At 68.5% G+C, this 24545-nt stretch carries 21 protein-coding genes; 9 read left to right on the forward strand and 12 right to left on the reverse strand.

Annotated elements, in window-relative coordinates; translation table 11 throughout:
- Positions 1 to 50: 50 nt before the first annotated feature.
- Entirely contained in the window at positions 51 to 878 is an 828-nt protein-coding gene (locus tag AB0L97_RS03810; protein WP_364425000.1) for a hypothetical protein, read from the forward strand.
- A gap of 4 nt (positions 879 to 882) precedes the next feature.
- Here AB0L97_RS03810 and AB0L97_RS03815 read toward each other — a convergent pair whose 3' ends face one another.
- From AB0L97_RS03815 to AB0L97_RS03835, 5 genes are all read right to left on the reverse strand, one after another.
- Positions 883 to 2304 carry a M1 family metallopeptidase gene (locus AB0L97_RS03815; RefSeq protein ID WP_364425002.1) on the reverse strand — a complete coding sequence of 474 codons (1422 nt, stop codon included), beginning with the start codon at positions 2302 to 2304 and terminating at the stop codon, positions 883 to 885.
- Positions 2305 to 2364: 60 nt separating this feature from the next.
- Positions 2365 to 3003, reverse strand: coding sequence for a LysE family translocator (locus AB0L97_RS03820; RefSeq protein WP_364425004.1), 639 nt, complete (start codon positions 3001 to 3003; stop codon positions 2365 to 2367).
- Between the two features lie 53 nt (positions 3004 to 3056).
- Positions 3057 to 3725, reverse strand: a complete 669-nt coding sequence (locus AB0L97_RS03825; RefSeq protein WP_355074983.1) for a DUF3239 domain-containing protein — start codon at positions 3723 to 3725, stop codon at positions 3057 to 3059.
- A gap of 41 nt (positions 3726 to 3766) precedes the next feature.
- Complete coding sequence (locus tag AB0L97_RS03830; RefSeq protein WP_355074985.1) at positions 3767 to 5425, reverse strand: DNA repair helicase XPB; 1659 nt, start codon at positions 5423 to 5425, stop codon at positions 3767 to 3769.
- A gap of 151 nt (positions 5426 to 5576) precedes the next feature.
- Complete coding sequence (locus tag AB0L97_RS03835; protein ID WP_364425211.1) at positions 5577 to 7646, reverse strand: acyltransferase family protein; 2070 nt, start codon at positions 7644 to 7646, stop codon at positions 5577 to 5579.
- A 367-nt stretch (positions 7647 to 8013) separates the two neighbouring features.
- Here AB0L97_RS03835 and AB0L97_RS03840 point away from each other — a divergent pair, with 367 nt between their 5' ends.
- From AB0L97_RS03840 to AB0L97_RS03855, 4 genes are all read left to right on the forward strand, one after another.
- A complete protein-coding gene (locus AB0L97_RS03840) occupies positions 8014 to 8313 on the forward strand; it encodes a hypothetical protein (protein WP_356963694.1) in 300 nt (99 codons plus the stop codon).
- A gap of 38 nt (positions 8314 to 8351) precedes the next feature.
- A complete protein-coding gene (locus AB0L97_RS03845) occupies positions 8352 to 9521 on the forward strand; it encodes a hypothetical protein (protein WP_364425008.1) in 1170 nt (389 codons plus the stop codon).
- Positions 9522 to 9524: 3 nt separating this feature from the next.
- Complete coding sequence (locus AB0L97_RS03850) at positions 9525 to 10061, forward strand: hypothetical protein (RefSeq protein WP_364425010.1); 537 nt, start codon at positions 9525 to 9527, stop codon at positions 10059 to 10061.
- An 86-nt stretch (positions 10062 to 10147) separates the two neighbouring features.
- The gene (locus tag AB0L97_RS03855) at positions 10148 to 10792 is read left to right on the forward strand and encodes a LysE family translocator (protein WP_356963691.1); all 645 of its coding nucleotides are present in this window, start codon (positions 10148 to 10150) and stop codon (positions 10790 to 10792) included.
- Between the two features lie 16 nt (positions 10793 to 10808).
- Here AB0L97_RS03855 and AB0L97_RS03860 read toward each other — a convergent pair whose 3' ends face one another.
- From AB0L97_RS03860 to AB0L97_RS03870, 3 genes are read right to left on the reverse strand one after another with little or no spacing between them, the layout of a single operon-like run.
- On the reverse strand, positions 10809 to 11369 hold the full coding sequence (locus AB0L97_RS03860) for a dihydrofolate reductase family protein (protein WP_364425012.1): 561 nt from the start codon (positions 11367 to 11369) through the stop codon (positions 10809 to 10811).
- A 49-nt stretch (positions 11370 to 11418) separates the two neighbouring features.
- Positions 11419 to 12585 (reverse strand): pyridoxal phosphate-dependent aminotransferase, encoded by a 1167-nt coding sequence (locus AB0L97_RS03865; RefSeq protein WP_355074996.1) that lies wholly within the window; start codon positions 12583 to 12585, stop codon positions 11419 to 11421.
- A gap of 39 nt (positions 12586 to 12624) precedes the next feature.
- The gene (locus tag AB0L97_RS03870) at positions 12625 to 13536 is read right to left on the reverse strand and encodes a sigma-70 family RNA polymerase sigma factor (protein WP_364425014.1); all 912 of its coding nucleotides are present in this window, start codon (positions 13534 to 13536) and stop codon (positions 12625 to 12627) included.
- Positions 13537 to 13637: 101 nt separating this feature from the next.
- Between AB0L97_RS03870 and AB0L97_RS03875 the strand changes: the two genes are divergently transcribed.
- Positions 13638 to 14249 (forward strand): GNAT family N-acetyltransferase, encoded by a 612-nt coding sequence (locus AB0L97_RS03875; protein WP_364425016.1) that lies wholly within the window; start codon positions 13638 to 13640, stop codon positions 14247 to 14249.
- Between the two features lie 126 nt (positions 14250 to 14375).
- Here the strand turns inward: AB0L97_RS03875 and AB0L97_RS03880 are convergent, their stop codons facing one another.
- The 3 genes from AB0L97_RS03880 to AB0L97_RS03890 all read right to left on the reverse strand — a co-directional run bounded on the left by AB0L97_RS03880 (position 14376) and on the right by AB0L97_RS03890 (position 17235).
- Positions 14376 to 15467, reverse strand: coding sequence for a 3-deoxy-7-phosphoheptulonate synthase (locus AB0L97_RS03880; RefSeq protein ID WP_356963687.1), 1092 nt, complete (start codon positions 15465 to 15467; stop codon positions 14376 to 14378).
- Positions 15468 to 15770: 303 nt separating this feature from the next.
- Positions 15771 to 16241: a carboxymuconolactone decarboxylase family protein gene (locus tag AB0L97_RS03885; RefSeq protein ID WP_355075004.1), complete on the reverse strand. Its 471-nt coding sequence runs from the start codon at positions 16239 to 16241 to the stop codon at positions 15771 to 15773.
- A 115-nt stretch (positions 16242 to 16356) separates the two neighbouring features.
- A complete protein-coding gene (locus AB0L97_RS03890) occupies positions 16357 to 17235 on the reverse strand; it encodes an oxidoreductase (RefSeq protein ID WP_364425019.1) in 879 nt (292 codons plus the stop codon).
- 199 nt (positions 17236 to 17434) lie between these two features.
- Here AB0L97_RS03890 and AB0L97_RS03895 point away from each other — a divergent pair, with 199 nt between their 5' ends.
- Entirely contained in the window at positions 17435 to 19051 is a 1617-nt protein-coding gene (locus tag AB0L97_RS03895) for an AMP-binding protein (protein WP_364425021.1), read from the forward strand.
- 41 nt (positions 19052 to 19092) lie between these two features.
- Here the strand turns inward: AB0L97_RS03895 and nbtS are convergent, their stop codons facing one another.
- On the reverse strand, positions 19093 to 20403 hold the full coding sequence (gene nbtS, locus AB0L97_RS03900) for a nocobactin biosynthesis salicylate synthase NbtS (RefSeq protein WP_364425023.1): 1311 nt from the start codon (positions 20401 to 20403) through the stop codon (positions 19093 to 19095).
- Between the two features lie 267 nt (positions 20404 to 20670).
- On the opposite strand from nbtS, the gene AB0L97_RS03905 reads away from it, so the two are divergent.
- Positions 20671 to 23139, forward strand: a complete 2469-nt coding sequence (locus AB0L97_RS03905; protein ID WP_356963683.1) for a glycerol-3-phosphate 1-O-acyltransferase — start codon at positions 20671 to 20673, stop codon at positions 23137 to 23139.
- Positions 23136 to 24545, forward strand: a complete 1410-nt coding sequence (locus AB0L97_RS03910) for an HAD-IB family hydrolase (RefSeq protein ID WP_364425026.1) — start codon at positions 23136 to 23138, stop codon at positions 24543 to 24545. Before AB0L97_RS03905 ends, AB0L97_RS03910 begins: the two co-directional genes overlap by 4 nt.

The following is a 24545-nucleotide window of genomic DNA, read 5'->3' on the forward strand; positions in this document are numbered from 1 at the left end:
GTATGCGGAGTGTGTCGTCGCCCGAGACCGAGTCGTTACGCTTGGGCAGTATGACGGTCGAGGACGTCGCACGCGACCTGTACGGGTTGGCGCCCGCGGATTTCGTCGCGGCGCGCGCCGACCGGGCGGCCGCCGCGAAACAGTCGGGTGACAAGCAACTGGCGGCCGCCATCGGCAAGCTGCGTAAACCCACCCTGACCGCGTGGGCGGCGAACCTGCTGTCCAGGGCGGCGCCCGAGGACGTGGCCGCCCTGCTGCGGCTGGCCGCCGCGCTGGCCGCCGCGCAGCGAAAACTCTCGGCCGAACAGCTGCGCGAACTGACCGCGCAGCGCCAGCAACTGGTCAACGCCCTCGCCGAGAAGGCGGGGGCGCTCGCCGCCGAACACGGGCATCCGGTCGGCGAGAACGTCGTCCGGGAGATCGGCCAGACCTTGACCGCCGCACTCGCCGATCGGGACGTAGCCGATCGGCTGCGTGCCGGAACACTCGCTACGGCCGCGAGCTACGAAGGCTTCGGACCGAGTGGACCGGGTCTGCTCGCGGTGCCCGAACGGGCCACGCGGCCCGGACGAGCGGCCGTGCGGCAGCCCGACGACAGCGCGCGCCGAGAACTGCGGGAGGCCGAGGAGGCGCTCGAAACCGCCCGTGCCGAGGAGGATTCGGCCGGAGCCGCGTTCGAAGAAGCGACCGGAGAACTGTCCTCGGCCGAGGAACGCGTCGCCGCGCTGCGCGACGAGCTCGAGCACGCCGAACAGCAGCGGCAGTTCCGCAAGTCGGCCGAGCGGTCGGCGAAGGACGAGTTGCACGCGGCGCGCCGTCAGGTGGAGCGAGCCGAACGCAGGCTGGCGAAGGCCAGGCAGCGCGCCGGGGACGACTGACGGGTCAGCTGCGCAGGACGCCCGGAAACAGGTACTCCTCCGGCGGCGGCGCGGTGGTGTTCAGCCACGCGTGGAAGAACCCGGTCAGGTCCATGGGTGAGCGGGACTGCACGAAAGCGCGGAATTCCGGCATCGAGGCATTGCCGTAGGCATGCGCGGCGAGGAAGTCCCGAACAGCCGCGAAGAACACCTCGTCGCCGATCTGCCTGCGCAGCGCGTGCAGGAACAGCGGGCCACGGTAGTAGACGGAGGTGAACTCCTTTCCCACGCCGGGGTCCTCCAACGGGATGTTCCAGTACTTCTCACTGTCGCGGTATTTGCGGATGGTCTCGCGGTACTGGTCGTCGACGTTCTTGCCGTCCATCCGCTCCGGCCACAGGTAGTCGGCGGTATAGCTGGCGAAGCATTCGTTCAGGCAGATGTCCGACCACCGGCGTATCGACACCCAGTCGCCCCACCACTGGTGCGCGATCTCGTGCACGACAGTCTGCAGATCGATCGACGGCGCGTAGAGCGGGCGGGTCTGGGTCTCCAGCGAGAACGTGATGCCCGCGTCCACGTGGATGCCGCCTGCGGCCTCGAACGGGTAAGGGCCGTAAATCTTTTCGGCGAAGTCGAGGATCTCCGGCAGGCGCTGTTCCAGCTCGCGCTGATCCTGCTCCACATTCGGGGCGAACGCGCTGATCAGCGGAATGCCGTTAGCCCTGCGCTGCTCGAGGTAGTCGAACTTGTCGATCGCGACCGTGGTCAGATAGCCGACCACCGGCTTGGCGTTGAACCAGCGGACCGTCCGCTTGTCGCCGCGCACCACGTCCTCGATGCGTACGCCGTTGGAGATCACCTCCCACTCCGCGGGAACGGTGGCGTTCAGGCTGAACGTGGCCTTGTCCAGCGGGGTGTCGTTGAGCGGGTACCAAGTCGTCGCCGAGTGCGGCTCACCGGCGACGAACGCGCCGCCGCTGGGTGCGAAGGTCCACCCCTCCCCTTCGGCATTCACCGCGGGGCCCGCGTAGTCCACCGTGACGGTGAACGGCAGGCCTGGCAGCAGCGGCAACGTCGGCGTGACGGTCAACTCGTGCTCGCCGTTGCGGTCGAAGTCGGCGGGCAGCCCGTTGACCGCCACCTCGCGCACATCGGGCCCCGCGTAATCGAGGTTGAACACGCGCAGGGGCTGGGTGGCGTGCGCGGTGATCGTGGTGGTGCCTGCCAGTTTCCGGCTGGGCGGGTCGTAGTCGATGCCGACGTCGTAGTGCTGGACGTCGTAGCCACCGTTGCCGTCGAGCGGATAGTACGGATCGCCCAAGCCCGGCGCGCCGACCAGTGGGTCCGGGGGCGGCTCCGCGTGCGCGGGCACCTGAGACACCGCGGCGAACACACACGCGACCGCGGCGCACATCCGGCCGGACAACCACATACGGACAACCACCCCTTTCCACCCCGCCTGTCGCCGGTACCGGCGCACCGACTTCGCTGGATGGTAGCGGCTTCAGTCGCCGCTTCCGGTCAGCGCCACCGACGCGCCGACACCGAAGATCATCACCCCGCCCGCGCCGCCGATCGCCTCCAGCCTGCGCGGCGACTTGGCGAACCAGGACCTCGCCGAGGCGGCCAGCAGCGCCCACGCGCTGTCGGAGACCAGCGCGATGGCCAGGAAGACCGTGCCGAGCAGCAGGAACTGCCACGACAGCGACCCGGAGGCCGGGTCGGCGAAGTGCGGCAGCACCGCGGAGAAGAAGACGATCGCCTTGGGATTGGTGAGCCCGACGACGGCGCTCTGCCGCAGCACCCGCGTGTTCGGGGCCGGTTCGACCGCGGCGCCCAGCGCCTCGCGCAACGCCGAACGCTGACGGATCGCTTGGATTCCGAGATACATCAGATACAGCGCACCCGCGAACTTGACCACGGTGAGCGCCAACGCCGACACGGTCAGTAAAGCGCCGAGCCCGATCGCGACCAGGACTAGTGCCGCGTAGACGCCCATGGCGTGCCCGAGCACCGACAGCAGGGCCGCGCGCCGGCCGAGCGTGAGCGCGCGACCGACCGTGAAGAGTACGCCGGGACCGGGCACGACGATGATGACGACCGCGGCGGCGACGAATGCCAGCAGATTGGACGCTGGAACCATCCTTCGAGTCTAGGCGACAGCGCAACCGATAAACCCCGCGGACACAGCCGGATTCAGGAGCCGAGTTCGCCCGGTAGCTGGTGCGGATCGAGCAGCAGGCGTTTCGTGGTGGTGCGCCGCACCTTCTCCGCGAGCGCGAGGTTGTCGGTGAGCAGCCGCCACTCGGTCTCGCTGATCGCGGCGCGGGCGCGGGCGATGACCGAGTCGTCGGTCGTGCCCCAAGCGATCGGCATGGCGCTCACCGACTGCCAGCGCTGACCCACCTGGCGCGGCGCGCGGTCGGTCCGCACCGCGACGGACGGCACGCGCTCCCCGGCCCTGGCCTGGTGACCGGGCAGGTCGCGGACCTTCCTGGTCACCAAGGCGTAGCGCGGATCGCGCGTATCCGGCGCGGACACATCGACCAAAGCGAGCAGCACGACACCCGACGGGCGCGCCTCCGAAACCACCGCGGGTACCAGCTCACCGTCCGCGTAGAGCTTGTCGATGCTGGAATGCCACGGTGTCCACAAGGCCACCCACAGCGCCGTCACCGTGCCGAGCGCGAAGGCGACCGCGAGCAGATACGCCCACGGATGGTCCAGCCAGATCAGCAACGCCGTGCCCGCCGCCGCGACCACCGTGGCGGCGATCGCCAGCAGGCGCAGGCGGCGAAGGTCGGCGAAGACTTCGTTCACCGCGTGGGCGTGCTTGCGGTCCACCGCGAATTCGAAGTGTCGCACGCCCTTATTCCTAGCACAGTTTGTGGAGGGGATTCCTCCGCTTATCCGATGGCGGGTCCGAGCAAGTCGTCGGCATCCGTGATGCGGTAGGCGTACCCCTGTTCGGCGAGAAAACGCTGGCGATGCGCGGCGTATTCGGCGTCCAGGGTGTCGCGCGCGACGACCGAGTAGAAATGCGCCTGTCCGCCATCGTGTTTCGGACGCAAGAGCCGCCCGAGACGTTGCGCCTCCTCCTGTCGCGAGCCGAAGGTACCCGAAACCTGGACGGCCACGGACGCTTCCGGCAGATCGATGGAGAAGTTCGCCACTTTGCTCACCACGAGCACCGGAATCTCGCCGCGCCGGAACGCGTCGAAGAGTTCCTCCCGCTCCTTGGTCTTCGTCGACCCTTGGATCACGGGTGCGTCGAGCGCGACCCCGAGTTCGTCCAGTTGGTCCAGGTACGCGCCGATGACCAGGCTCGGCGCATCCTGGTGCTGAGCCAGGATCGACTCGACCACGGCGATCTTGGTGTGTGCGGTGGAGCACAGCTTGTAGCGCTCCTCCGGCTCGGCGGTCGCGTAGGCCATCCGCTCGGCGTCGGTCAGCGTGACCCTGACCTCGATGCAGTCGGCCGGAGCGATCCAGCCCTGGGCCTCGATGTCCTTCCACGGCGCGTCGTAGCGCTTCGGGCCGATCAGCGAGAACACGTCGCCCTCGCGGCCGTCCTCGCGCACCAGGGTGGCCGTCAGGCCGAGCCTGCGGCGGGACTGGAGATCCGCGGTCATCCGGAAGACCGGCGCGGGCAGCAGGTGCACCTCGTCGTAGATGACCAGCCCCCAGTCGCGGCTGTCGAACAGTTCCAGGTGCTTGTACTCGCCCTTGGTGCGCCGAGTGATCACCTGGTACGTGGCGATGGTGACCGGGCGGATCTCCTTGCGCTCCCCGGAGTACTCGCCGATCTCGTCCTCGGTGAGCGAGGTGCGGGCGAGCAGTTCACGCCGCCACTGCCTGCCCGCCACCGTGTTGGTGACCAGGATCAGCGTGGTGGCCTTCGCCTTGGCCATCGCGGCAGCGCCGACCATCGTCTTGCCCGCGCCGCAGGGCAGCACCACCACCCCGGAGCCGCCCGCCCAGAACGAGTCGGCGGCCATCTGCTGGTAATCGCGCAGATGCCAGCCGTCGGTCGCGTAGTCGAGGTCGATCGGGTGCGCCTCGCCGTCGACGTAACCCGCGAGGTCCTCGGCGGGCCAGCCGATCTTCAGCAGCGTCTGCTTGATCCGGCCGCGCTCGGACGGGTGCACCACCACCGTGTCGTCATCGATGCGCGCGCCGAGCATGGGCGCGATCTTCTTGTGCCTGAGCACCTCCTCCAGCACCGCGCGATCCAGGCTGACCAGCGTCAACCCGTGGGCTGGATGCTTCACCAGCTGCAACCTGCCGTAGCGCGCCATGGTGTCCACCACGTCGACCAGCAACGGCTGCGGCACCGCGTACCGGGAGAAGCTGACCAGCGCGTCCACCACCTGTTCGGCGTCGTGCCCGGCCGCGCGCGCGTTCCACAGCGCCAGCGGCGTCACCCGATAGGTGTGCACGTGCTCGGGCGCCCGCTCCAGCTCGGCGAACGGCGCGATCGCCTGCCGCGCGGCATCGGCCAACTCGTGGTCGACCTCCAGCAGCAGCGTTTTGTCACTCTGCACGATCAGCGGACCGTCGTTCACAGTCCCTCCTCAGCTAGATTCCCCGCCATTCTCCCCGACCCCTCCGACAACCCGCAGGTTACCGGCCCTTCCCGCAGGGCGCGGGTGCGGCAGCGACCGGATGCAACGCCGGAAGAGCGCGATGTCTTCCCGCGGACCGCACCGGGACGACTCAGCCGCGCGCGAGCGCCCGTTCGGTGAGCGCGCCGACGACCGGGGCGAGCGTCGTGGCGTAACCGCTCGTCAGGTGATTGTCGTCACGGTAGACGAGGGTGTTCCCGACGATGACGGGACAGCGGGCGGTGGTGCAGAACAGCGCGGTCAGATCAGCGTACTGGCCGCCGCCCGCCGTAGCGGCCGCGCGCTCGGCGGCGATGCCCGCCTCGTCGACCGCCACCGCTCGGGCGGGGGCGCATGCGGAGGCGTCGTCGATGTGCTCGGCCACGCACGCCGGCACGGTGGCGTGTGGATCGGGGATGCCGCCGAGCACGAGGACGGCCGCGCCCGACTCGCGCAGCTGGGCGACCAGGCGACGCACGCCGTCGATCCACGCCGGGTCGTAGGTCACGAAGCCGAAGTCGCCGCCGTAGCGGCGGGACATGCCGACCACGATCAGCCGGGGCCGTTCGTGCCGTAACCGGGTCATGATCTGCCCGCGCCACTGTTCGCATTCGGTATACGTCCGCCCCAGGTAGGGGCTGGTGATGGGCAGATCGAGCAGCGGGCAGGTGACCTTCGCCATGGTCTCCAGCCGCCAATGGTGCGCTACCGACATGTTCTCGAACGCCGGTTGCCACATCGCCGCGTGGGAATCGCCGACCAACGCGACCGTGGTGGACGAGGCGGGATCGCCGGAGGCGCACTCCCCTTGGCCCACGTCAGTCCAGGAACGGAAGCAACCGTTGTCGAACACCTCCGCTCGGTCGCCGCGCGCGTTCGACAGTGCCGGCGTGAGATTCGACGGGACGTCGCGGACCTCCGCCGAGGCGGCGACCGCCGCTTGGGTCTGCGCGGTCAGCTGCTCGATCGCGGCATCGTAGGGGTCGGCGGTGGGAGTGGCCGGTGCGGCCGGTGTCGTCAGTGTGAGACTCCGCGCCGCCGTGCCGTGTCCGACCGGAGGGGGTACGAGCACGAGTAGCGCGGCCGCCACACCGATGGCCAGCGCGGTGCTCACACCACCGCAGGCGAGGCTGAGCCGGCCCGAACCGCGCAGGCGGGCCGCGAAGCGGACCGGGTTCTCGATCAACCGCTGAGTGAGCACGGCGAGCCCACCGGCCATGGCGACCGCGCCGAGTGCGCCGACCAGCCCGAGCGGGCGGCCGAGCGCTTGCGGGGCCAGCACCAGCACCGGCCAGTGCCAGAGATACCAGGAGTAGGACAGCCTGCCGACGGCCTGCATCTCGGGTACCGCCAGGACGCGACCGACGCCGAATCGCGGTGCGACACAGCCGCTCCCGATGACCAGGACCGCGCCGAGCACGGGCAGCAGCGCCGCGATGCCCGGATACGGGGTCTTCTCGTCGAGCCGAACGCAGGCCACGACGATCAAACCGGCTCCCGCCCACCCCGCGCAGGTGGCCACCGACTTCGGCAACCGGGACCAGAGCGCGGCCGACAGCGCCACCATGCCGCCCGCGGCCAACTCCCAGGCCCGAGTGGGCAGCGCGAAAAACGCCCACGGTGGCATGGTGCGCGTCCAGGTCAGCGCGACCGCGAAAGAGAGCGCGGCGACGACGACGAGAACGATCAGGTACGGCAGCGCGGTGGCCGAACCACTGCGGCGCCGTCGCACGAGCCGAGCCGTCGTGATCACCAGCGCGGGCCAGATCAGGTAGAACTGCTCCTCCACACCGAGCGACCAGAAGTGCTGAAACGGTGAAGGCGGCGCGTCCGCGGCAAGGTAGTCGGTGCCCTGCAGGGCGAAGCGATAGTTCCCGGCGTACAGCGCGCTCGCGATCCCGTCGCCGAGCGCTTGGCGGCCCTGCAACGGCGGCAGCAGCACGGCCGCGCCGATCGCCGTGGCGACCAGCACGACCCCTGCGGCGGGCAGCAGCCTGCGCGCTCGCGCGCCATAGAACCGGACGAGCCCGACAGTGCCGTCGGCCGCCGATTCCCGATACAGCATTCCCGTGATGAGAAAACCGGAAATCACGAAAAATACGTCCACACCGGCAAATCCCCCACCGATTCCCGGCACACCGGCATGAAAAAGCACTACGGCCAGTACCGCGACCGCCCGCATTCCTTCGATGTCCCCCCGAAATGCCGCCCCCGGCGACACTCCGTCGATCAGCTCCGCCCGCCGATTTCCCAACCCGCTGACCGTGGCCGCCATGCGCAGCATTGTCATCGGTCCGGCCGGACAAGTCCCGCCGACTCGCCGCCGGGCATGCGCCTCGGTCGGGTGTCCGCGCGCTGCGCCTATTCCATCCAACTCATTGCACGCCACACCGGCACAATCCCGAGCTTGCGGTAAGACAACACTTTTCGATCCGATCGTCCGATTTGTCGACGCCTACATGAACAGACGACACCAGGTCTCCCGGCGCTGCCACGATGCCCTCCTGCGGCCGGTACGCTTGTCCGGAATACGACCTCGAGGGGGCACGGTGAGCGAGCTCGAACTTGATCCGGTCCAGACGCGAGAGATGGCGGGGGCAGTACGTGGCCACGCCGACGCGATACGGCAGTCGGTGCCCCTGGCGAGGGATGTCGTCGCTGTCGAAACCATGCGCGACTCCCAGGTAGCAGACGCCGTGGATCAGATCGCGACGGCGCTCGACCGAGTGGTGAGCTACCACGCGCAGCGATTGATCGGATTCGCGGACGTCACGGACGCTGCGGTGGTGGAGTTCGTCAGTCGGGATCAGGCCTGGGCTACCGCGCTCCGGGAGGCGGGCCAGCGATGAGCGGCGGAAGCTACACGACGCCGCTTACGGTATCGACAGTGCTGTCCTGGGATCCACGTGCCACGGTCACCGTTGCCAACGCGTTCAAAGACGCCGCGCTGCGGATCGAGGAGCAGACGCACCAGGCGGCATCCCGGATCGACATGTCGTACACCTACTTCAAGGGATCGGTCGCTGATTCCGCCCGCGACAGAGCGGCTCAGGACCGGGACCATGCCCGGCGAACGAAGCAGGTTCTCATCGATATCCAGCAGCAGGTCTACCTTCAGATCGATGCGATCGTCGGCTACATCGACGTGATCAAAGACAAGAAGGCCGAAGCCGAGTCCGCCAAGTTCGATTTCTTCGTCAGAGACGACGGTGGCGTGGACTCCAGGATGTCCAATAGCGAGGTCCTGATGAAATTCGGGGCATCGGGCCTCGTGGAGAAGGAGGGGCTCGAATTCTTCCTGACCACACAGATCCGTGCAGCGCTGACTGCGATCCAGCAAACCGACCTGGAGGGCGCGGAGAAAATCAAGCGACTACTAGAGGATCTCTCACCGGAGACCCGGCGCGGAGTCACCGCTATGCCTGAGGACCCGAGCCTGGTCGAGGTCCTTACCAAATTCCAGACCGCACCGTCGAGTGCTCCCGCCACGCTGTGGCCCTCCGGTTTGGTCCTCGATCGCATCCGTGCCGTCCGCCCGGACTTCCAACCCATCCTGATGACGCCCGAAGAGATAGCGCTGCTCTCATCACGAGTCGCCCGGCCGGAAACCACTGGAATAGGTGAAATCACGGATTTCTTCGAGATAAAAGCGCAGGCTGAGGACGCTGCCGAGAAGACCTACACCAACCCGGACCAGAACGCGCTCAACGACGGCCACGGCGACGCATTCCGGCACATGTACTGGAATGCGCTCATGACACAGCGCTACGGCGCGGAGTGGACCGAAAACTATGGTGCCGCGCATGAAGGCCTCGGCGCGAACCCTCCCACGCGAGAAGCGATGGATCTACACAACAACGCGATCGGCAGGCAGATCGCCATCGACAATCCGAATGCCGCACCGGAGGAACTACAGCGATTGGTATATCAACGAATCAAGGAGGGTGGCGCGATCGTGCTCGATCCGAGCGGCCAGGTCGCATGGAGCAACCAGGTCGAAGTGGGCAAGAACGGGCACCCGGCGCGTGCTGACATCCCGCTTCCGGCAGGTCGGTGATCCATGGGTCATCTGCTCCGGATCACGGCTGTAATTCTGGGCCTGCTGGCCGGTGCGGCATGCTCCACGTCGGAGGACCGCGGTGCGACCGCTTCGCAGTGCTCGGCCAACTTCGATCTGGAGTCGCGCGCCGAGCCGCTGGGTTCCGCGACCGAATTGCGGCGCTCCATCAGAGAGCGGGCTGCGCAGCCGGGAACCTATTCGCTGCGGGCGCTGACCGAAGCCGCAGGGTGGGATGATCAGTGGGATCGTGTCGTCATAGCGTCTTCCGGGCTTCCAGCAGAGAAGCTGAACTCGGCAGCGAATCTTCCCGGATACTGCTGGTCCAACCTCCCGGACTCCGGGTTCGACCGGCCCATCGATAATTTCTACGTCTTCATCACGGGCTCTACTCCCACACAGGTAATTCGCGCCGCACAGGGCTCCGAGCTCTTCCGAGGCGTGCGTAGCGGTGACGTACTCGGACCGGAGTCCCGCTTCCAGTCGGTTCAGCCGCCGGCCCAGCTGCAGAAGCCGTATCTGGAATTGACGCAGGGCTGATCGGAAGCACGGTACGCGTCGCCTCACGTCCAGCAGGTGTCGAGTGGACCGCGACAAGGAGCGGTGGGGCGGGCGAGGATCGGGGCATGATCGAGATGGCGGCGGTGGCCGGGGTCGCGGTGGCGGCGTTGGGGATGGTGCTCACGCCGGGGCCGAACATGATGTATCTGGTGTCGCGGACGGTGTCGCAGGGGCGACGGGCCGGGTTGGTGTCGTTGGCGGGGGTAGCGGCGGGGTTCGGGGTGTATCTGGCGGCCGCGACGGCGGGGATCACGGCGGTGTTCGCGGTGGTCCCCGGCCTGTACCTGGCGGTGAAGCTGGCCGGAGCCGCGTACTTGGGTTGGCTGGCCTGGCAGGCGCTGCGACCGGGCGGCGTCTCGGTCTTCGCGCCCGCGGCGCTGTCCGCGGACCCCATCCGGCGGTTGTTCACGATGGGGCTGGTCACCAACCTGCTGAATCCGAAGATCGCGATCATGTACATGGCGCTGATCCCGCAGTTCGTCACGCCGGAGCACGGGAAAGTGTGGTTGCAGAGCCTGTGCCTGGGCACGGTGCAGATCGCGGTGGCGCTCACCGTGAACGGCTTGATCGTCCTCGGGGCGGGCGGTCTGGCGACGTTCCTCGCCGCCCGGCCCCTGTGGCTGCGCACCCAGCGATACCTCACCGGCACCATGCTCGGCGCCATCGCCGCCTTGCTCGCCACCGACCGCGCCCGCCCCATCCCGGCCTGAGCCGAACGGCCTCGACTCAGCGCTGATCGGCCGGATTCGCCAACCGGTAGCGCAGTTCCACGAACTGACCGGCCTGCTGCACCGCGGTGAGCCGCATCCGGCTGGAAAGGATGCGCCGCGGCAGCAGCGGGGCGCCCGCGCCCAACGTCACCGGAGCGACGCTCACCATGACGTCGTCGAGCAGGCCGGCGTCGGCGAATTGCCCGGCCAGGTCCCCGCCTCCGACGATCCAGATATTGCGGGCGCCGGCCGCCGCGGCCATCTCCCGGTGCACCGACTCGACCGGCCCTGCGACGAACCGCAGATTCGCGTCCGGTATCGCGGGAAGATCCCGGTGGGTGAAGACCCAGCACGGGAGGTCGCCGTAGTACTTACTCCAGTTCTCCGGTGGTTCGTTCGCCACGACCCATTCGTAGGTGGTCGCGCCCATGCACATGGCGCCTACCTGCGCGAGGAAGCCCGCGATGCCCGCCTGCGCCTCGTCCGCTCCATCTACCTCGAAAAGCCAGGTGAGCGAGTTCTCCGTGTCGGCGAGATATCCGTCGAGACTGGTTGCCGTGTAGTACTGGGTTGCCATGCCGTGCACGTTGCCAGCGAAACATGACAGTTCACGTCATGGTTCGGGATCAACCGTGACGCAACCGGCGGACCCCTTCGTCGAGCGTTTCGTCGCGCTTGCAGAAGGTGAACCGGACCAGATGACTCCAGGCGGCCGTGTCGTCGGCGAACGCGCTGACCGGCACCGCCGCCACGCCGAGCCGCTTGGGCAACTCACGGCAGAAGGTCAGGCCGTCGGCGGCGCCGAGCGGCGTGATATCGGCGACGACGAAGTAACCGCCCGCGCTCGGGTATACCCGCAGACCGGTATCGGCGAGCGCCGCGGAGAGGCGAAGCCGTTTCTCCGACAAGGAGTCCCGCAGCTTGCCGACCCATTCCAACTCGTGGTTGATCGCGTGCGCGACGGCGGGTTGGAACGGCCCGCCCGCCACGAAGGTCAGGAACTGTTTGGCGGCGAGCACCCCATCGATCAGGTCGGCGGGCCCACACGCCCACCCGGTCTTCCACCCGGTGACGCTGAAGGTCTTCGCCGCGCTGGAAACCACGACCGTCCGCTCGGCCATGCCAGGCAAGGTGGCCAGGCTGATGTGCTCGGCGCCGTCGTAGACCAGGTGCTCGTAGACCTCGTCGGTGAGCACCAAAATGTCATGCTCGCAGGCGATCTCGGCGATGGCGAGCAGGTCCGCGCGTCCGAGGACCGTGCCGGTCGGATTATGGGGCGAGTTGACGATGAGCATCCGGGTGGCCGGGGTGATGGCCGCGCGCAGACTGTCCAAGTCCAGGACGAACCGATCTCCGTCGGCCACGAGACGCGCCGTGCGCCGTCGGGCGCCGGCCAGTGCCACGGCCGCGGCGTACGAGTCGTAGTACGGCTCGATCAGCACTACCTCCTCGCCCGGCTCGACCAAGCCGAGCACCGCCGCGCTGATCGCCTCGGTCGCACCCACGGTCACCAGCACTTGTGAATCGGGATCGTAGGAGGTTCCGTAGCGCCGGGCCCGGTCGTCGGCGACGGCTCGGCGCAGCACCGGCATACCGCGTCCCGGCGGGTACTGGTTGAGTCCGTCGGCGATGGCGCGGCGCGCCGCTTCCAGCATGCTCGCGGGCCCGTCGGTGTCCGGGAACCCCTGGCCCAGGTTGACCGCGTCGTGCCGAACGGCGAGTTCGGTCATCTCGGCGAAGATAGTGGACGCGAAAGGGCGCAGACGGGCAACGGTCGGATGTCGCGAGGGCATATCCGGAGACTAGTCCAGCGGTCCACCGCACAACCGGGCTCAACCCAGTCGGACGCCACCCAGCTTGGCCGGATTCGCCACGTCGTAGGCGCCCCAGACCAATCCGTCCCGAACCGTGAAGCCGACGACTCGCGCGGGATAACCGCCCCTGCCCTCGGTCTCCGGACGCGCCGCGACGCTGATACCCAATTGCCCGTTCACCGAGACGAACGCGTACACCTGCGAGGCGTCCTCGAGCCCGTACTTGCGCACCAGGCCCAGATAGAAACGGGCGATGCGATCCGCGCCGTGCAGGACGTTGATCGCGGTGGCGGTGGTGCCGTTGGCATCGCCGATCATCATCGCGTCCGGATGCAGCGCCGCGGCGACGGCGGCCACGTCACCCGTGCTCAGCGCGACGAGGAAACGCTGCACGGCGGCCTCGTGCTCGGCGTCGGGCACCGGTTGCGGCGTCTGCGCCACCGCCTTGCGGGCACGCACCGCCAGCTGCCGCGCCGCGTCGGCGGAGATGCCGAGGATGTCGGCGATCTCGTCGAACGGCACCGACAACCCGTCGTGCAGCACGAAGGCCACCCGCTGCGGCGGCGTCAGGGTGTCCAGCACGATCAGCGCGGCGAACCGGCACTCCTGCTTGCGCACCACGGCTTCCAACGGGTCGGGAGCGCTCGACGGTGTGCGAGCGGTGACCACGGGTTCCGGCAGCCACTGGCCCACATAACTCTCCCGCCGCGCCGCGGCGCTCCGCAGACGATCCAGGCAGATCCGGCTCACCACGGCGGTCAGCCAAGCTCGCAGATCATCGATCTCGGACTGGTGCGCGCCCGCCAAGCGCAACCAGCTCTCCTGCACCGCGTCCTCGGCATCGCCGACGCTGCCCGTCAGTCGATAGGCGACCGAGAGCAGATGCGCTCGATGTGACTCGAACAGGTCGGAAAGCAGCGCGGCAACCATCGACGGGAAGTCTACGGTCCGATTCGCATCATCCCGGCATCGGCGGCCTGCGCCGGACAAACCGGATGATCCACCGGCCGCTTCCGTGACAGCATGGCGCGATGGAACACCGCGTGCTGTCGAACGGAACGATCTGGCTGTCGGCTCCGACGGCGGACGATGTCGACGCCATCACCGAGTGCTGCCAGGACCCGGCCATCGCGGAGTGGGTGACCATCCCGGTGCCGTACGTCCGGGACAGCGCCGTGACCTTCCTCGAGGAGATGGTCGTTCCAGGGTGGGCGGCGCGCAGCCCGACCTGGGCGATCCGGCCACGTGCGGGCGCACCGGTCGTCGGCATGATCGGCTTGGGCGAACAGGACGAGAGCGCGGCCGAGATCGGTTTCTGGCTCGCTCCGGCGCAACGGTCGCGCGGCCTGATGACACAGGCGGTCGAGCTGGTGTGCGAATTCGGGTTCCACGCCGACGGACTGGCGCTGGAGCGGATCTCCTGGCGCGCGTTCGTGGGCAACTACGCCTCGGCGGCGGTGGTCCGGCGCGCCGGGTTCCGGTACGAAGGCATGTCGAGGCTCGGCAGCATCCAACGCGGACGACGCCGCGATCACTGGCTCGCCGCCCGGCTGCGCACCGATCCGCCCGGACCGTCGGACGACTGGCCCGCCCAGTTCATCTCCGCCCGGACGCCGAGCACGCAAGGGCCGGGGGTGCCGTAGCCGAAGCGGGCCCGGCGTTCGGGCCGGCCCAGCTGACTTGCGCGTCGGCGGCTCCCGGCTCGTGCGCGAGCGGACGAAACTCGCGCTTCGTCCACTCGGGCACGAGCCGCGCCGAAAACGCGCTGGTCAGCGCTCGCGGCGCTGCCGCACCGCGTCCGCGAGGCGGTCCAGCTGCACGGCGGTGGTCTCCCAGTCCAAGCAGGCGTCGGTGATCGACTGGCCGTAGGTGAGCTCATCGGCGTGGCCGAGAGTGAGGTCCTGGCGGCCCGCGATCAGGAAGCTCTCCAGCATCACGCCCACCACGCTCGACTCGCCCGCCGCCAGCCGCCGTGCGATGTCGGTGACCACGTCGGCCTGCTTGTTGTGGTCCTTGTTGCTGTTGCCGTGGCTGGCGTCCACCACGATCCGCTGCGGTAGCGATGCCTTCTCCAGCCGCAGGCACGCCTCGGCGACCGAAGCCGCGTCGTAGTTCGGCCCGGCGCTGCCGCCGCGCAGGATCACATGGCAGTCCGGATTGCCGGTGGTGCGGATGAGAGCGGAGCGGCCGTCGAGGTCGGTACCGGGGAACACATGGCTGGCCGCCGCGGCGCGCACGCCGTCCACCGCCACCTGGACGTCGCCGTCGGTGCCGTTCTTGATGCCGACCGGCATCGACAGCGCGCTGCTGAGCTGGCGGTGCACCTGACTGGCCGCGGTGCGCGCGCCGATCGCGCCGTAGGACACCAGATCCGCGATGTACTGCGGCGTGATCGGGTCCAGGAACTCACAGGCCACCGGAAGACCGAGAGCGGTGATGTCGACCAGCAGCTTGCGGCCGAAGCCCAAACCGGTGTTCACGTCGAACGATCCGTCCAAGTGCGGGTCGTTGATCAGGCCCTTCCAGCCCAAGCTGGTGCGCGGCTTCTCGAAGTAGACCCGCATCACCACGTGCAGTCGATCGTCCAGCTCCGCGGCCTTGGCCGCCAGACGGCGCGCGTAATCCAGTGCGGCGGCGGGGTCGTGCACGGAGCACGGGCCGACGATCACCATCAAGCGATCATCCGCGCTGTTCAGCACGTCGACGGTGGCTTTGCGTCCCGCACGGACGGTGTCGGCGAGGGCATCGGTGATCGGGTGCACCCGACGCACCTCCGCGGGCGAGCGCAGCGGGCTCACGTTGAGGGTGCGTTGATCGTCCAGATCCGAATGCCGTGCGTCGACGTCGGCTGCGGTTGTCATGTCGTGGGTTCCTTTTCTCGGGGCCGACCCACGGATGAGAATCCCGTCGAGCCGGTCCATCGTCCGGCTCGGGGTGGAAGTTCGTCAGCGCACGCGGTTGCCGCAGACCAGCCCACCCAGGGCCGGCTTGCTAAACCAGAAATACACGCGCTGCACGTCAGGCACAGTACCAGCCCACATCCGATCGGTGAACTGTGTTATCTGCCACGGTGTGTTTCGACGGGGAGGCGGACCTACAAGCGCCGTTCGCGGCCCACGTGACAAGGGGCCCCGAACGGCGCGGGCGATGCCGGACGGTCCGGCTCATCCCCACTGCCCGGGCACGTAATCACCGGCCGGGGTGCGGGCGATGACGTTCATCCGGTTCCAGGCGTTGATCATCGCGATGGCGGCGATGAGGGCGGCGATCTGGTCGTCGTCGTAGTGCTTGCGCACCTCCTGCCACACCGCGTCGCTGACCACGCGTCCGTCGCCGATCCGGGTGGCCTCCTCGGTCAGCGCCAGCGCGGCGCGCTCGGCCTCGGTGAAGACGGTGGCCTCGTGCCAGGCGGCGATCAGGTTGAGCCGCACGGAGGTTTCGCCCGCGTGCGCGGCGTCCTTGGTGTGCATGTCGGTGCAGTAACCGCAGCCGTTGATCTGGCTGGCGCGAATCTTCACCAACTCGTAGGTCGCGGCGTCCAGGGTGGAATCGTCGATCACCTTGGAGGCCATGGTGAGCCGCTTGATGAAGCTGGCGCCGACCGGGTTGGCGAAGAGTTCGAAGCGCTGTTCCATGATGTCCGTCCTTTGTCGTTCCCTGTGGGTTCACAAGGAGGACGACGCGGAAAGACGGAGTGTGACAACGGCTTATGAGACGTAGGTCACACCGCGTCTGCGGGAAGAGCTGCGGTCATTTCGTGAAGTCGTAGGTGACCCCGGTCAGTTTCTCGGACAACTCCCACAAGTCGGCGGCGACCTTCTCGTCCCTGGACGCTTTCGACGACCCGGACGGCCCCGGGTACCCGCGCATGCCACCCAGGCCGGTCGGTCCGTAGTAGCCGCCCGGCTGGACGTCGGTGGTCGCGGCGAACAGCGTCGGCAGCGCGCCCATCGCGGCGCTCTGCGCGAGCAACCGGTTGCCGACCCACATCACCCGGTCGAGGAAAGACTCGGTGTGCGACTGCAATTCGGTGGAGGCATAGCCGGGATGCGCGGCGACCGAGAGTTTCGTGGAGCCCGCCGCCGTCAACCTGCGCTGCAGCTCGCGAGCGAACATCAGGTTGGCCAGCTTGGCCTGCCCGTAGGCGGCCCACCGCTGATACTTGCGCCGCTCCCAGTTGAGATCGTCCAAGTCGATCTTGCCGACCTGGTGCGCACCGCTGGAGACGGTAACGATCCGGTCGGAGATCTTGTCCAGCAGCAGGCCGGTGAGCGCGAAGTGACCGAGATGGTTTGTGCCGACCTGTTTCTCGAATCCGTCGGCGGTGCGGCCTTCGGGCACAGCCATCACGCCCGCGTTGTTGATGAGCACATCGACCCCGTCGACGCTCTGGGCGAACGCGCGGACCGAATCGAGATCAGCCAGATCGAGTTCGCGAACCTGCGCCCGGTCGCCGAGTCCGGCGGCCACCCGCTCGCCTTTGGCCACGTTCCGGCAGGCGAGCACCACCTCGCCGCCCGCCGCGGTCAGCGCGCGCGCCGTCTCGGCCCCCAGGCCACTGTTGGCCCCTGTCACGATGAACTTCCGGCCGCTCTGGCTGGGGATGTTCGAGGTGTCCCACCTGGTCATGCCGGAAAGTCTAGTGCGCGGCGGCACCCGGCGGCAGGTTCGAACACGCCCGGGCGACCGCATTCACTCGACGCCGGAAGCGTCGCGGCGGCGGTGCCACCCCTGGCTGGAATCGATGATCGTGACGGCACAAACCCGGACGTGAAGTAGGGTTGCCTAACCTATATAAGGGAACCTTTGCTTGATTTGTGAGGCAGACGTGACTTCCACACCGACCGGGTCCGCGCATCGCGACGGCTACGTACCTTTCCCCGCCGACGCGGCCGCGCAATACCGAGCTGCGGGCTTCTGGGCCGGGCGCCCGCTCGGCGATCTGCTGCGCGCGAGCGCACACCGGCATCCCCAGCGCCCCGCGCTCCTCGACGCGGAGGTCTCGCACAGTTACGCCGACATCGACGCCGCCGCGGACCGGATGGCCCACGGGCTGCTCGCGCTCGGCATCGCTCCCGGCGACCGCGTGGTCGTCCAGCTACCCAATGTGCCCGAGTTCATGACCGTGTTGTTCGGCCTGCTGCGCGCCGGAATCATCCCCGTCTTGAGCCTGCCCGCGCATCGTCGAGCCGAAATCGAGCATCTGGCGCGGCTTTCCGACGCGGTCGGCTACATCGTCGCCGACCGGGCAGGCGATTTCGACTATCGCGAACTGGCCTCGACCGTGCGGGACGCGGTGCCGTCGCTGCGCCACGTCCTGGTGCTCGGCGAGCCGGTGCCGTTCACCGACCTCGCCTCGGTACCGCGCGACGGCGGCGAACTGCCCGAGATCGATCCGGGCGATATCGCCCTGATGCTGGTCTCCGGCGGAACCACCGGCCTGCCGAAGCTCATCGCACGCACGCACGACGACTACGTCTACAACGCCACCGCGAGCGCCGAGGTGTGCGCGTTGACCGAGCAGGACGTCTATCTCGCGACACTGCCCGCCGCGCACAACTTTCCGCTGGCCTGCCCCGGCATCTTCGGCACCGTCGGGGTGGGCGGCGCGGTCGCCTTCGTCGGCGACCCCAGTCCGGAAAGCGCGTTCGCCGCGATCGAGCGGCACCGGGTCACGGTGACCGCCGTCGTGCCGCCGCTGGCCCAACTCTGGTGCGCGGCCACCGAATGGGAAGAGGCCGACCTGAGTTCGCTGCGCCTGCTCCAGGTGGGCGGCGCACGACTGGCCGAGGTCAACGCCAAGGAAGTGACCCCGGCGCTCGGCGCGACCCTGCAACAGGTGTTCGGCATGGCCGAGGGCCTGATCAACTACACCCGGCTGGATGACCCGGCCGAACTGCTGCACGCCACCCAGGGTCGTCCGCTCTCACCCGCCGACGAGATCCGCGTGGTGGACGGCGACGGCAACGATGTGGCGCCCGGCGCGGAGGGCGAGCTGCTGACCAGGGGGCCGTACACGATCCGCGGCTACTACCGAGCGGGCGAGCACAACGCACGCGCGTTCACACCGGACGGCTTCTATCGCAGCGGAGATCTGGTCCGCCGCCTGCCCAGCGGGCATCTGGTGGTGTCCGGCCGGATCAAGGACGTGATCAATCGCGGCGGCGAGAACGTGTCCTGCGACGAACTCGAGGAACATCTGCTCGCCCATCCCGCGGTCCGGCATGCCGCCGCCGTCGGGCTGCCCGACGCGGTGCTGGGCGAAAAGGTCTGCGCCGTCTTGGTCGTCGATGGTGAGATGCCCACGCTGGCCGGAATCAAGTCCTTCCTCACCGCGCGCGGGCTGGCCACCTACAAACTGCCGGACGTGCTGCGCCGCAGCGACAAACTGCCGATCACCGCGGTCGGCAAGATCGACAAGAAGGCGCTGCGCGCCGAGTCCTAGATCGACGGGCAGCGCACCACCGGCGCGCTGCCCGTACCGCCTTACGCCTTGACGACGTAAGGCGCGATGCTGCCGAGCTTCTCGCAGGTCTCCTCGAACTCACGCTCCGGCAGGGACTGACCGACGATGCCCGCGCCCGCGCGCAACCAGGCTCCCTCCGCGTTCTGGTACACCGCGCGCAGCACCAGGGTCGCCTCCAGCGCACCGGTCGGCGCAACGGTCACCACCGCGCCGGAGTACAGCCCGCGCGGGTCGTGATCGAGCCGGAACACCGAGTCGACGCCCTCCCGCTTGGGGATTCCCGAGGCGGTCACCGACGGGAACAGCACCTCGAGCGCGTCCCAGCTGGACCGGTGCGCGGCCAGCCGCCCGCGCACTGTGGACGCCAGATGCTGCACGCTGCCACGCTCACGCACGGCCATGAAGTCCGACACCGCGGGGGTGCCGGGATCGGCGACCGCCGTGATCTCCGCGAACGAGGTCTGCACCGAAATGGCATGTTCCACGATCTCTTTCGGATCGGTGACCAGTTCGGCCCTGGCGGCGAGATCGGCCGCGGCGCCGCGGCCGAACGCGCGGGTGCCCGCCAGCGGCTCGGTGGTCACCACCCGATCGTCGTCCACCGACGCGACCAGTTCCGGACTGAAGCCCGCCGCCTCCAGGCCGCCGAGCCGCAGCAGGAACGACCGTGCCGGAGTGTTGTGCGCGCGCCCGAGCCGATAGGTCGCCGGAACATCCACGGCGAACGGCAGATCGACTTTCCTGGACAGGATGACCTTCTGATAACGCCCGGCCCGGATCTCGCCGACCGCCTCGGCCACCCGGTCCCGGTAGCCGGTGGGGTCGATGCGGATGTCGGCCGGATGCGCCTGCGGCAGTTCGGTGTTCTGCGACCGCGCGATCAGCTCGTGAATGTCCGCGATCTCCGACGGCGTCGCACCCGATACCCGGACGCCGAATTCGCCTACCCTGACCTCGATGCGGGGAACCATCAGGTGCGCCAATGCGGTGCGCGGGTCGAGGTGCTCCGTGGCGTCGAGCGCCCAAGCGCAGAACTCGAATCCGATCCAGCCGTAGGCATTCCGCCCGTCAAGGGGCAGCGCGCCGAGCGCGCGGTCGATCACCGCCGCCGGATTGCCTTCCCACCGGCTGGTCGTGGCCGCCCCTTGCCAGGTGACGCGCAACTCTCGCACATCCAGTTCGACACTGCCGAGCGGATCGGCGGCGAACACCCATTCCCCCGGACGCTCGTACATCACGTACTCGCCGAACCGATCCGCCCCCGCCAGCCGGGACATCGCTGCCGCCGGATCGGTTACATACTCAACCCGCAGGCGTTCCGTGGTCGACAACGATCCTCCAAAGGTAACCCTGGCCTAACTTGTGGAGGTAAGGTTAGCATTACCTCCTTCAACGCGCCGGTGTGCTCGCGGCCACAACGCGGACCCGAGAAATCGCTTCGAGCTGGATGGTTCGCGCCTGCCGAGTTCTTTCGTCCGGGCGTGCGCCGTTCGCGTCGTCGGCGCCCGCGCACGAACTCGCCGCGCCGACTGCCTGCGCGGAACAGACCCGCCGAGATTGAATAGGGGGAAGCGTCACCTGCGGAGGGAAGAACATCGATGATCGATCACCGCGGCGATTCACCCGCGACAGTCCGGCCCGGGACCACACCGCGATCGGTGGTGGCCCTGATCGACGCCGCCTCCGGGGTGGAACGCGAACTCGTCGGCAAGTGGCTCGCCGACGGCGGGATCAGCGCCGAGTTCGGTACCGACGCCCCGGTCACCCAGCTGGATCTGGACGCGGGCGCCGTCGCCGCACGGCTGGTCGGCAGGCGCGACGATCCACTGGTGGTGCCGATCCGCGTGCTGTGGCTGCCGCCGGAACGTGACGGCGTACGCCGCGTCACCTTCGCCGATCTCGCCCTGCTGACCAACCCGCGCAAGCCCAACCGGCTGGCACAGCGCAAGCTGGTGTCCAAGTCACCGGACCGGCACGTCGTGCTGACCGGCGCTCCGGCCCGGCTCAGCGAGTTGCGCGTCAACAATCCGGAGGCTTCGGCGCTCTACGACAAGGGCACCGCCGAACCGTTCGCCCGCGCCGTCGTGCGCGCGGCGGTGGTGGCGCTGGAACGCGCCGAGCGCACCATCATCGGCGACCGGTACAAGGTGCCCAAGCTGGTCGCGGAGGAGATACTCGACTCACCCGACTTCCTGCGCAGGCTGGAACTCATCGCCGATCAGATCGGGGCGAGCCCGCACGAGGTGTACCGGCGCGCGGAGAAAGCGCTCAACGAACTCGTCGCCGCCCAGAGCAGGCTGGTTTCCGACCTGTTCACCCAGGCCATGCGCCCGGTGCACGCTTCGACCTGGAATGTGGACTTCGACGAGTCCGGCCTGACCGGCTTGCGCGACCTGAACCGCCGCTTTCCGCTGGTGTTCCTGCCTTCGCACCGCTCGTACGTCGACGCGTTCGTCCTGGGAGACGTGCTGGCCCGCAACGACTTCCCACCGAACCACGTGATCGGCGGCGCGAACCTCAGCTTCTGGCCGATGGGCCCGATCGCCCGGCGCACCGGAACGGTGTTCATCCGGCGCAGTTTCGGCGACGACGAGGTCTACAAGGCCGTCGTCGAGGAGTACTTCGCCTACCTGCTGGCCAAGCGCTTCAACCTGGAGTGGTACTTCGAGGGCGGCCGCACCCGCACCGGCAAGCTGCGGCCCCCGCGCTACGGCTTGCTGAACTACCTCGCCGCGGCGGTCCGTTCCAACCGCATCGACGACGTCATGCTGGTTCCGGTCTCGATCACCTACGAGCGGCTCAACGAGCTCGGCGCCATCGCCACCGAGCAGGAGGGCGGCAAGAAGAAACCGGAGGGCCTCACCTGGCTGGCGCGCTACATCCGCAGCCAGCAGCACTCCGCCGGGCACGTGTACGTCCGCTTCGGGGAGCCGCTGTCGGCCCGCGATCGTCTTGCCGCACATGGCGACCCGCTCACCGCGCCGCCGCTGACCATCCCCCTGCACCATACCGAGCCGATTCCGGCGCCGCGCACGGAAGCCGGGGTCGTCGACAGCGAGCCGCCGGAAATCGCCGAACTGGAACGAAAGGCCGTGCAGCGGTTGGCATTCGAAGTCGCGGTCGGCATCAACGCGGTCACCCCGATCACCGTCAGCGCGCTGGTCACCCTGGCTCTGCTTGGCGTGGACGGGCGCGCCCTCACCCTCGGCGAGGTGCGCACGGTGCTCAACCCGGTGCTCGGCTATATCGACAAGCGTGAGCTGCCGGGCGGCGAACTCGACGCGCTGCGCGACGCACAGGGCCTGGCCGTCGTGCTGGAACAGCTTTCGCTGGCCAAGGTGGTCACGGTGTATCGCGGCGGGGTCGAGCCGGTGTACTCGATCGAGCCCGGCGCGCATCTCGAGGCCGCCTTCTACCGCAACAGCGCCGTGCACTGGTTCGTCAACCGCGCCATCCTCGAGCTGTCCATCCTGGCCGGGGTCGACAACGGTGACGCCGACGCCCTGAAGACAGGGTGGGACGAGGCATTCCGGCTGCGCGACCTCTTGAAGTTCGAGTTCTTCTTCCCCGATCGCGGCGAGTTCGCCGATCAGATGGTCGCGGAAATGCTGCTGGTCGATCCGGACTGGTACAGCCATACCCGCAGCGACACCCTCAGCTCGGACATCCTGGCGAAGCTCACCGCCTCCGGGTTCACCATGGCCCACCGCGTGCTGCGCTCGTTCGTCGACGCGCAGTTGGTGGTGGCCGAACGGCTGGCCGCCCGGGATGCGGGCGACGAGATCGACCGCAAGGAGTTCATCACCGAATGCGTGGCGGTCGGCAAGCAGATGATGCTGCAGCAGCGGTTGCACAGCCCGGAGTCGGTCTCGACCGAGCTGTTCACCAGCGCGCTGAAGCTCGCCGACAACTACGGCCTGCTGGAGACGGTGTCCGACGACGAGCCGGAGGAGCGCCGCGCCGAGTTGGTCGGGCGAAGGAACGAATTCGCCGAGCGCCTGCGCACCATCGGCGCCCGCATCGCGCAGGCCGCCACGCTGGATCCATCCAATCGGGAGGCGCGGTGACCGACGCGCGCGCCGACCTCGACGCCGCGCTCGCCGCCATCCGCTCCGGTCCGCAAGGCAGCGCGGTCGCCGCGATCTTCGATTTCGGCGGTACGGTCATCGACGCCCCGAAATCGCGTCGGCTGCGCCGCAAGCCCGCCGATGTGCTGCTCGGCGGCCTCCGCGATCACATGACCGACGGCGAATACAGCCGGTTCCTGCGCGAGTTGTCCGAGGCGCTGGCCGGACGCTCCGAACAGGAGCTGGACGACGTGGGCAGACGCCTGTTCCAGCGCACCGTCTACGGGTACCTGTATCCCGAAGCTTGGGAACTGATCCGCACCCACCGAGCAGCCGGTCACACCATCGTGCTGGTCAGCTCACTGACCCGATTCCAGGTGGCGCCGGCGGCGGCACAATTGGGCATCGAGCACGTGCTGTACACGCCGATGGCCACCAGCGGCGGTGTGCTCACCGGCTATCCCGATGGGAAGACGCTGTGGCACAACGGCAAAGCCGAGGCTGTGGCTACGTTCGCCGCCGCGCACCGAGTGGATCTCGAGCACAGCTACGCCTACGCCGACTCGATCGCCGACCTGCCCATGCTGTCGCTGGTAGGGCATCCGGTGGCGGTGAACGCCGACGACGCGCTCAGCGGCGCCGCCGACCGGCAGCACTGGGCCACGTTGGCATTCCGGCCGCGCCGCGCGCCGCGTGCGAGCGATTACGTACGCACCGCCGCGGGATTCGCCGGGCTGCTCGGGGGCGCGCTGTTCGGCGTCGCGTCGAAAGCGCCCACCCAGGACCGGCAGCGGATGGCCGACGCGCTGATGGCGCACGCGGCGCGCAACACGCTGCGCATCGCGGGCGTGCGCGTGCGGGTCACCGGCGGCGAGCACGCGAGATCGCCGCGGCCCGCGGTCTTCCTGTTCAACCATCAGAGCCAGTTCGACATCATCATCGTGCCCGAAGTGCTCGGCGGCGGGGTGACCGCGATCGGCAAGAAGGAACTGACCAAGAATCCGGTCTTCGGGCCGCTCATGCGCTTCGTCGGCGTGACGTTCATCGACCGGGCGAATACCGCTCAGGCCAAGGCGGCGCTGCGGCCGGTGGTGGAGACCCTGCGCGGTGGCTTGTCGGTCGCGGTGGCTCCGGAAGGCACCCGTTCCTACACCCCCGAAGTCGGGCCGTTCAAGAAGGGCGCATTCCACATCGCCATGCAGGCGGGCGTGCCGGTGATCCCGGTCGTCATCCGGAACGCGGGCGAGATCTGCTGGCGCAACGCGATGGTCGCCCGGCCGGGAACAGTCGACGTGGCGATACTCGACCCCATCGACGTCAGCGCATGGGAGCCGGGTGATTTGGACGACAACGTGGCGCGGGTCCGCCAGCTGTTCGTAGACACGCTACTGAATTGGCCGCACTGA

Source organism: Nocardia sp. NPDC051911 (genome assembly GCF_040681035.1).
GTDB classification, from domain to species: domain Bacteria; phylum Actinomycetota; class Actinomycetes; order Mycobacteriales; family Mycobacteriaceae; genus Nocardia; species Nocardia sichangensis.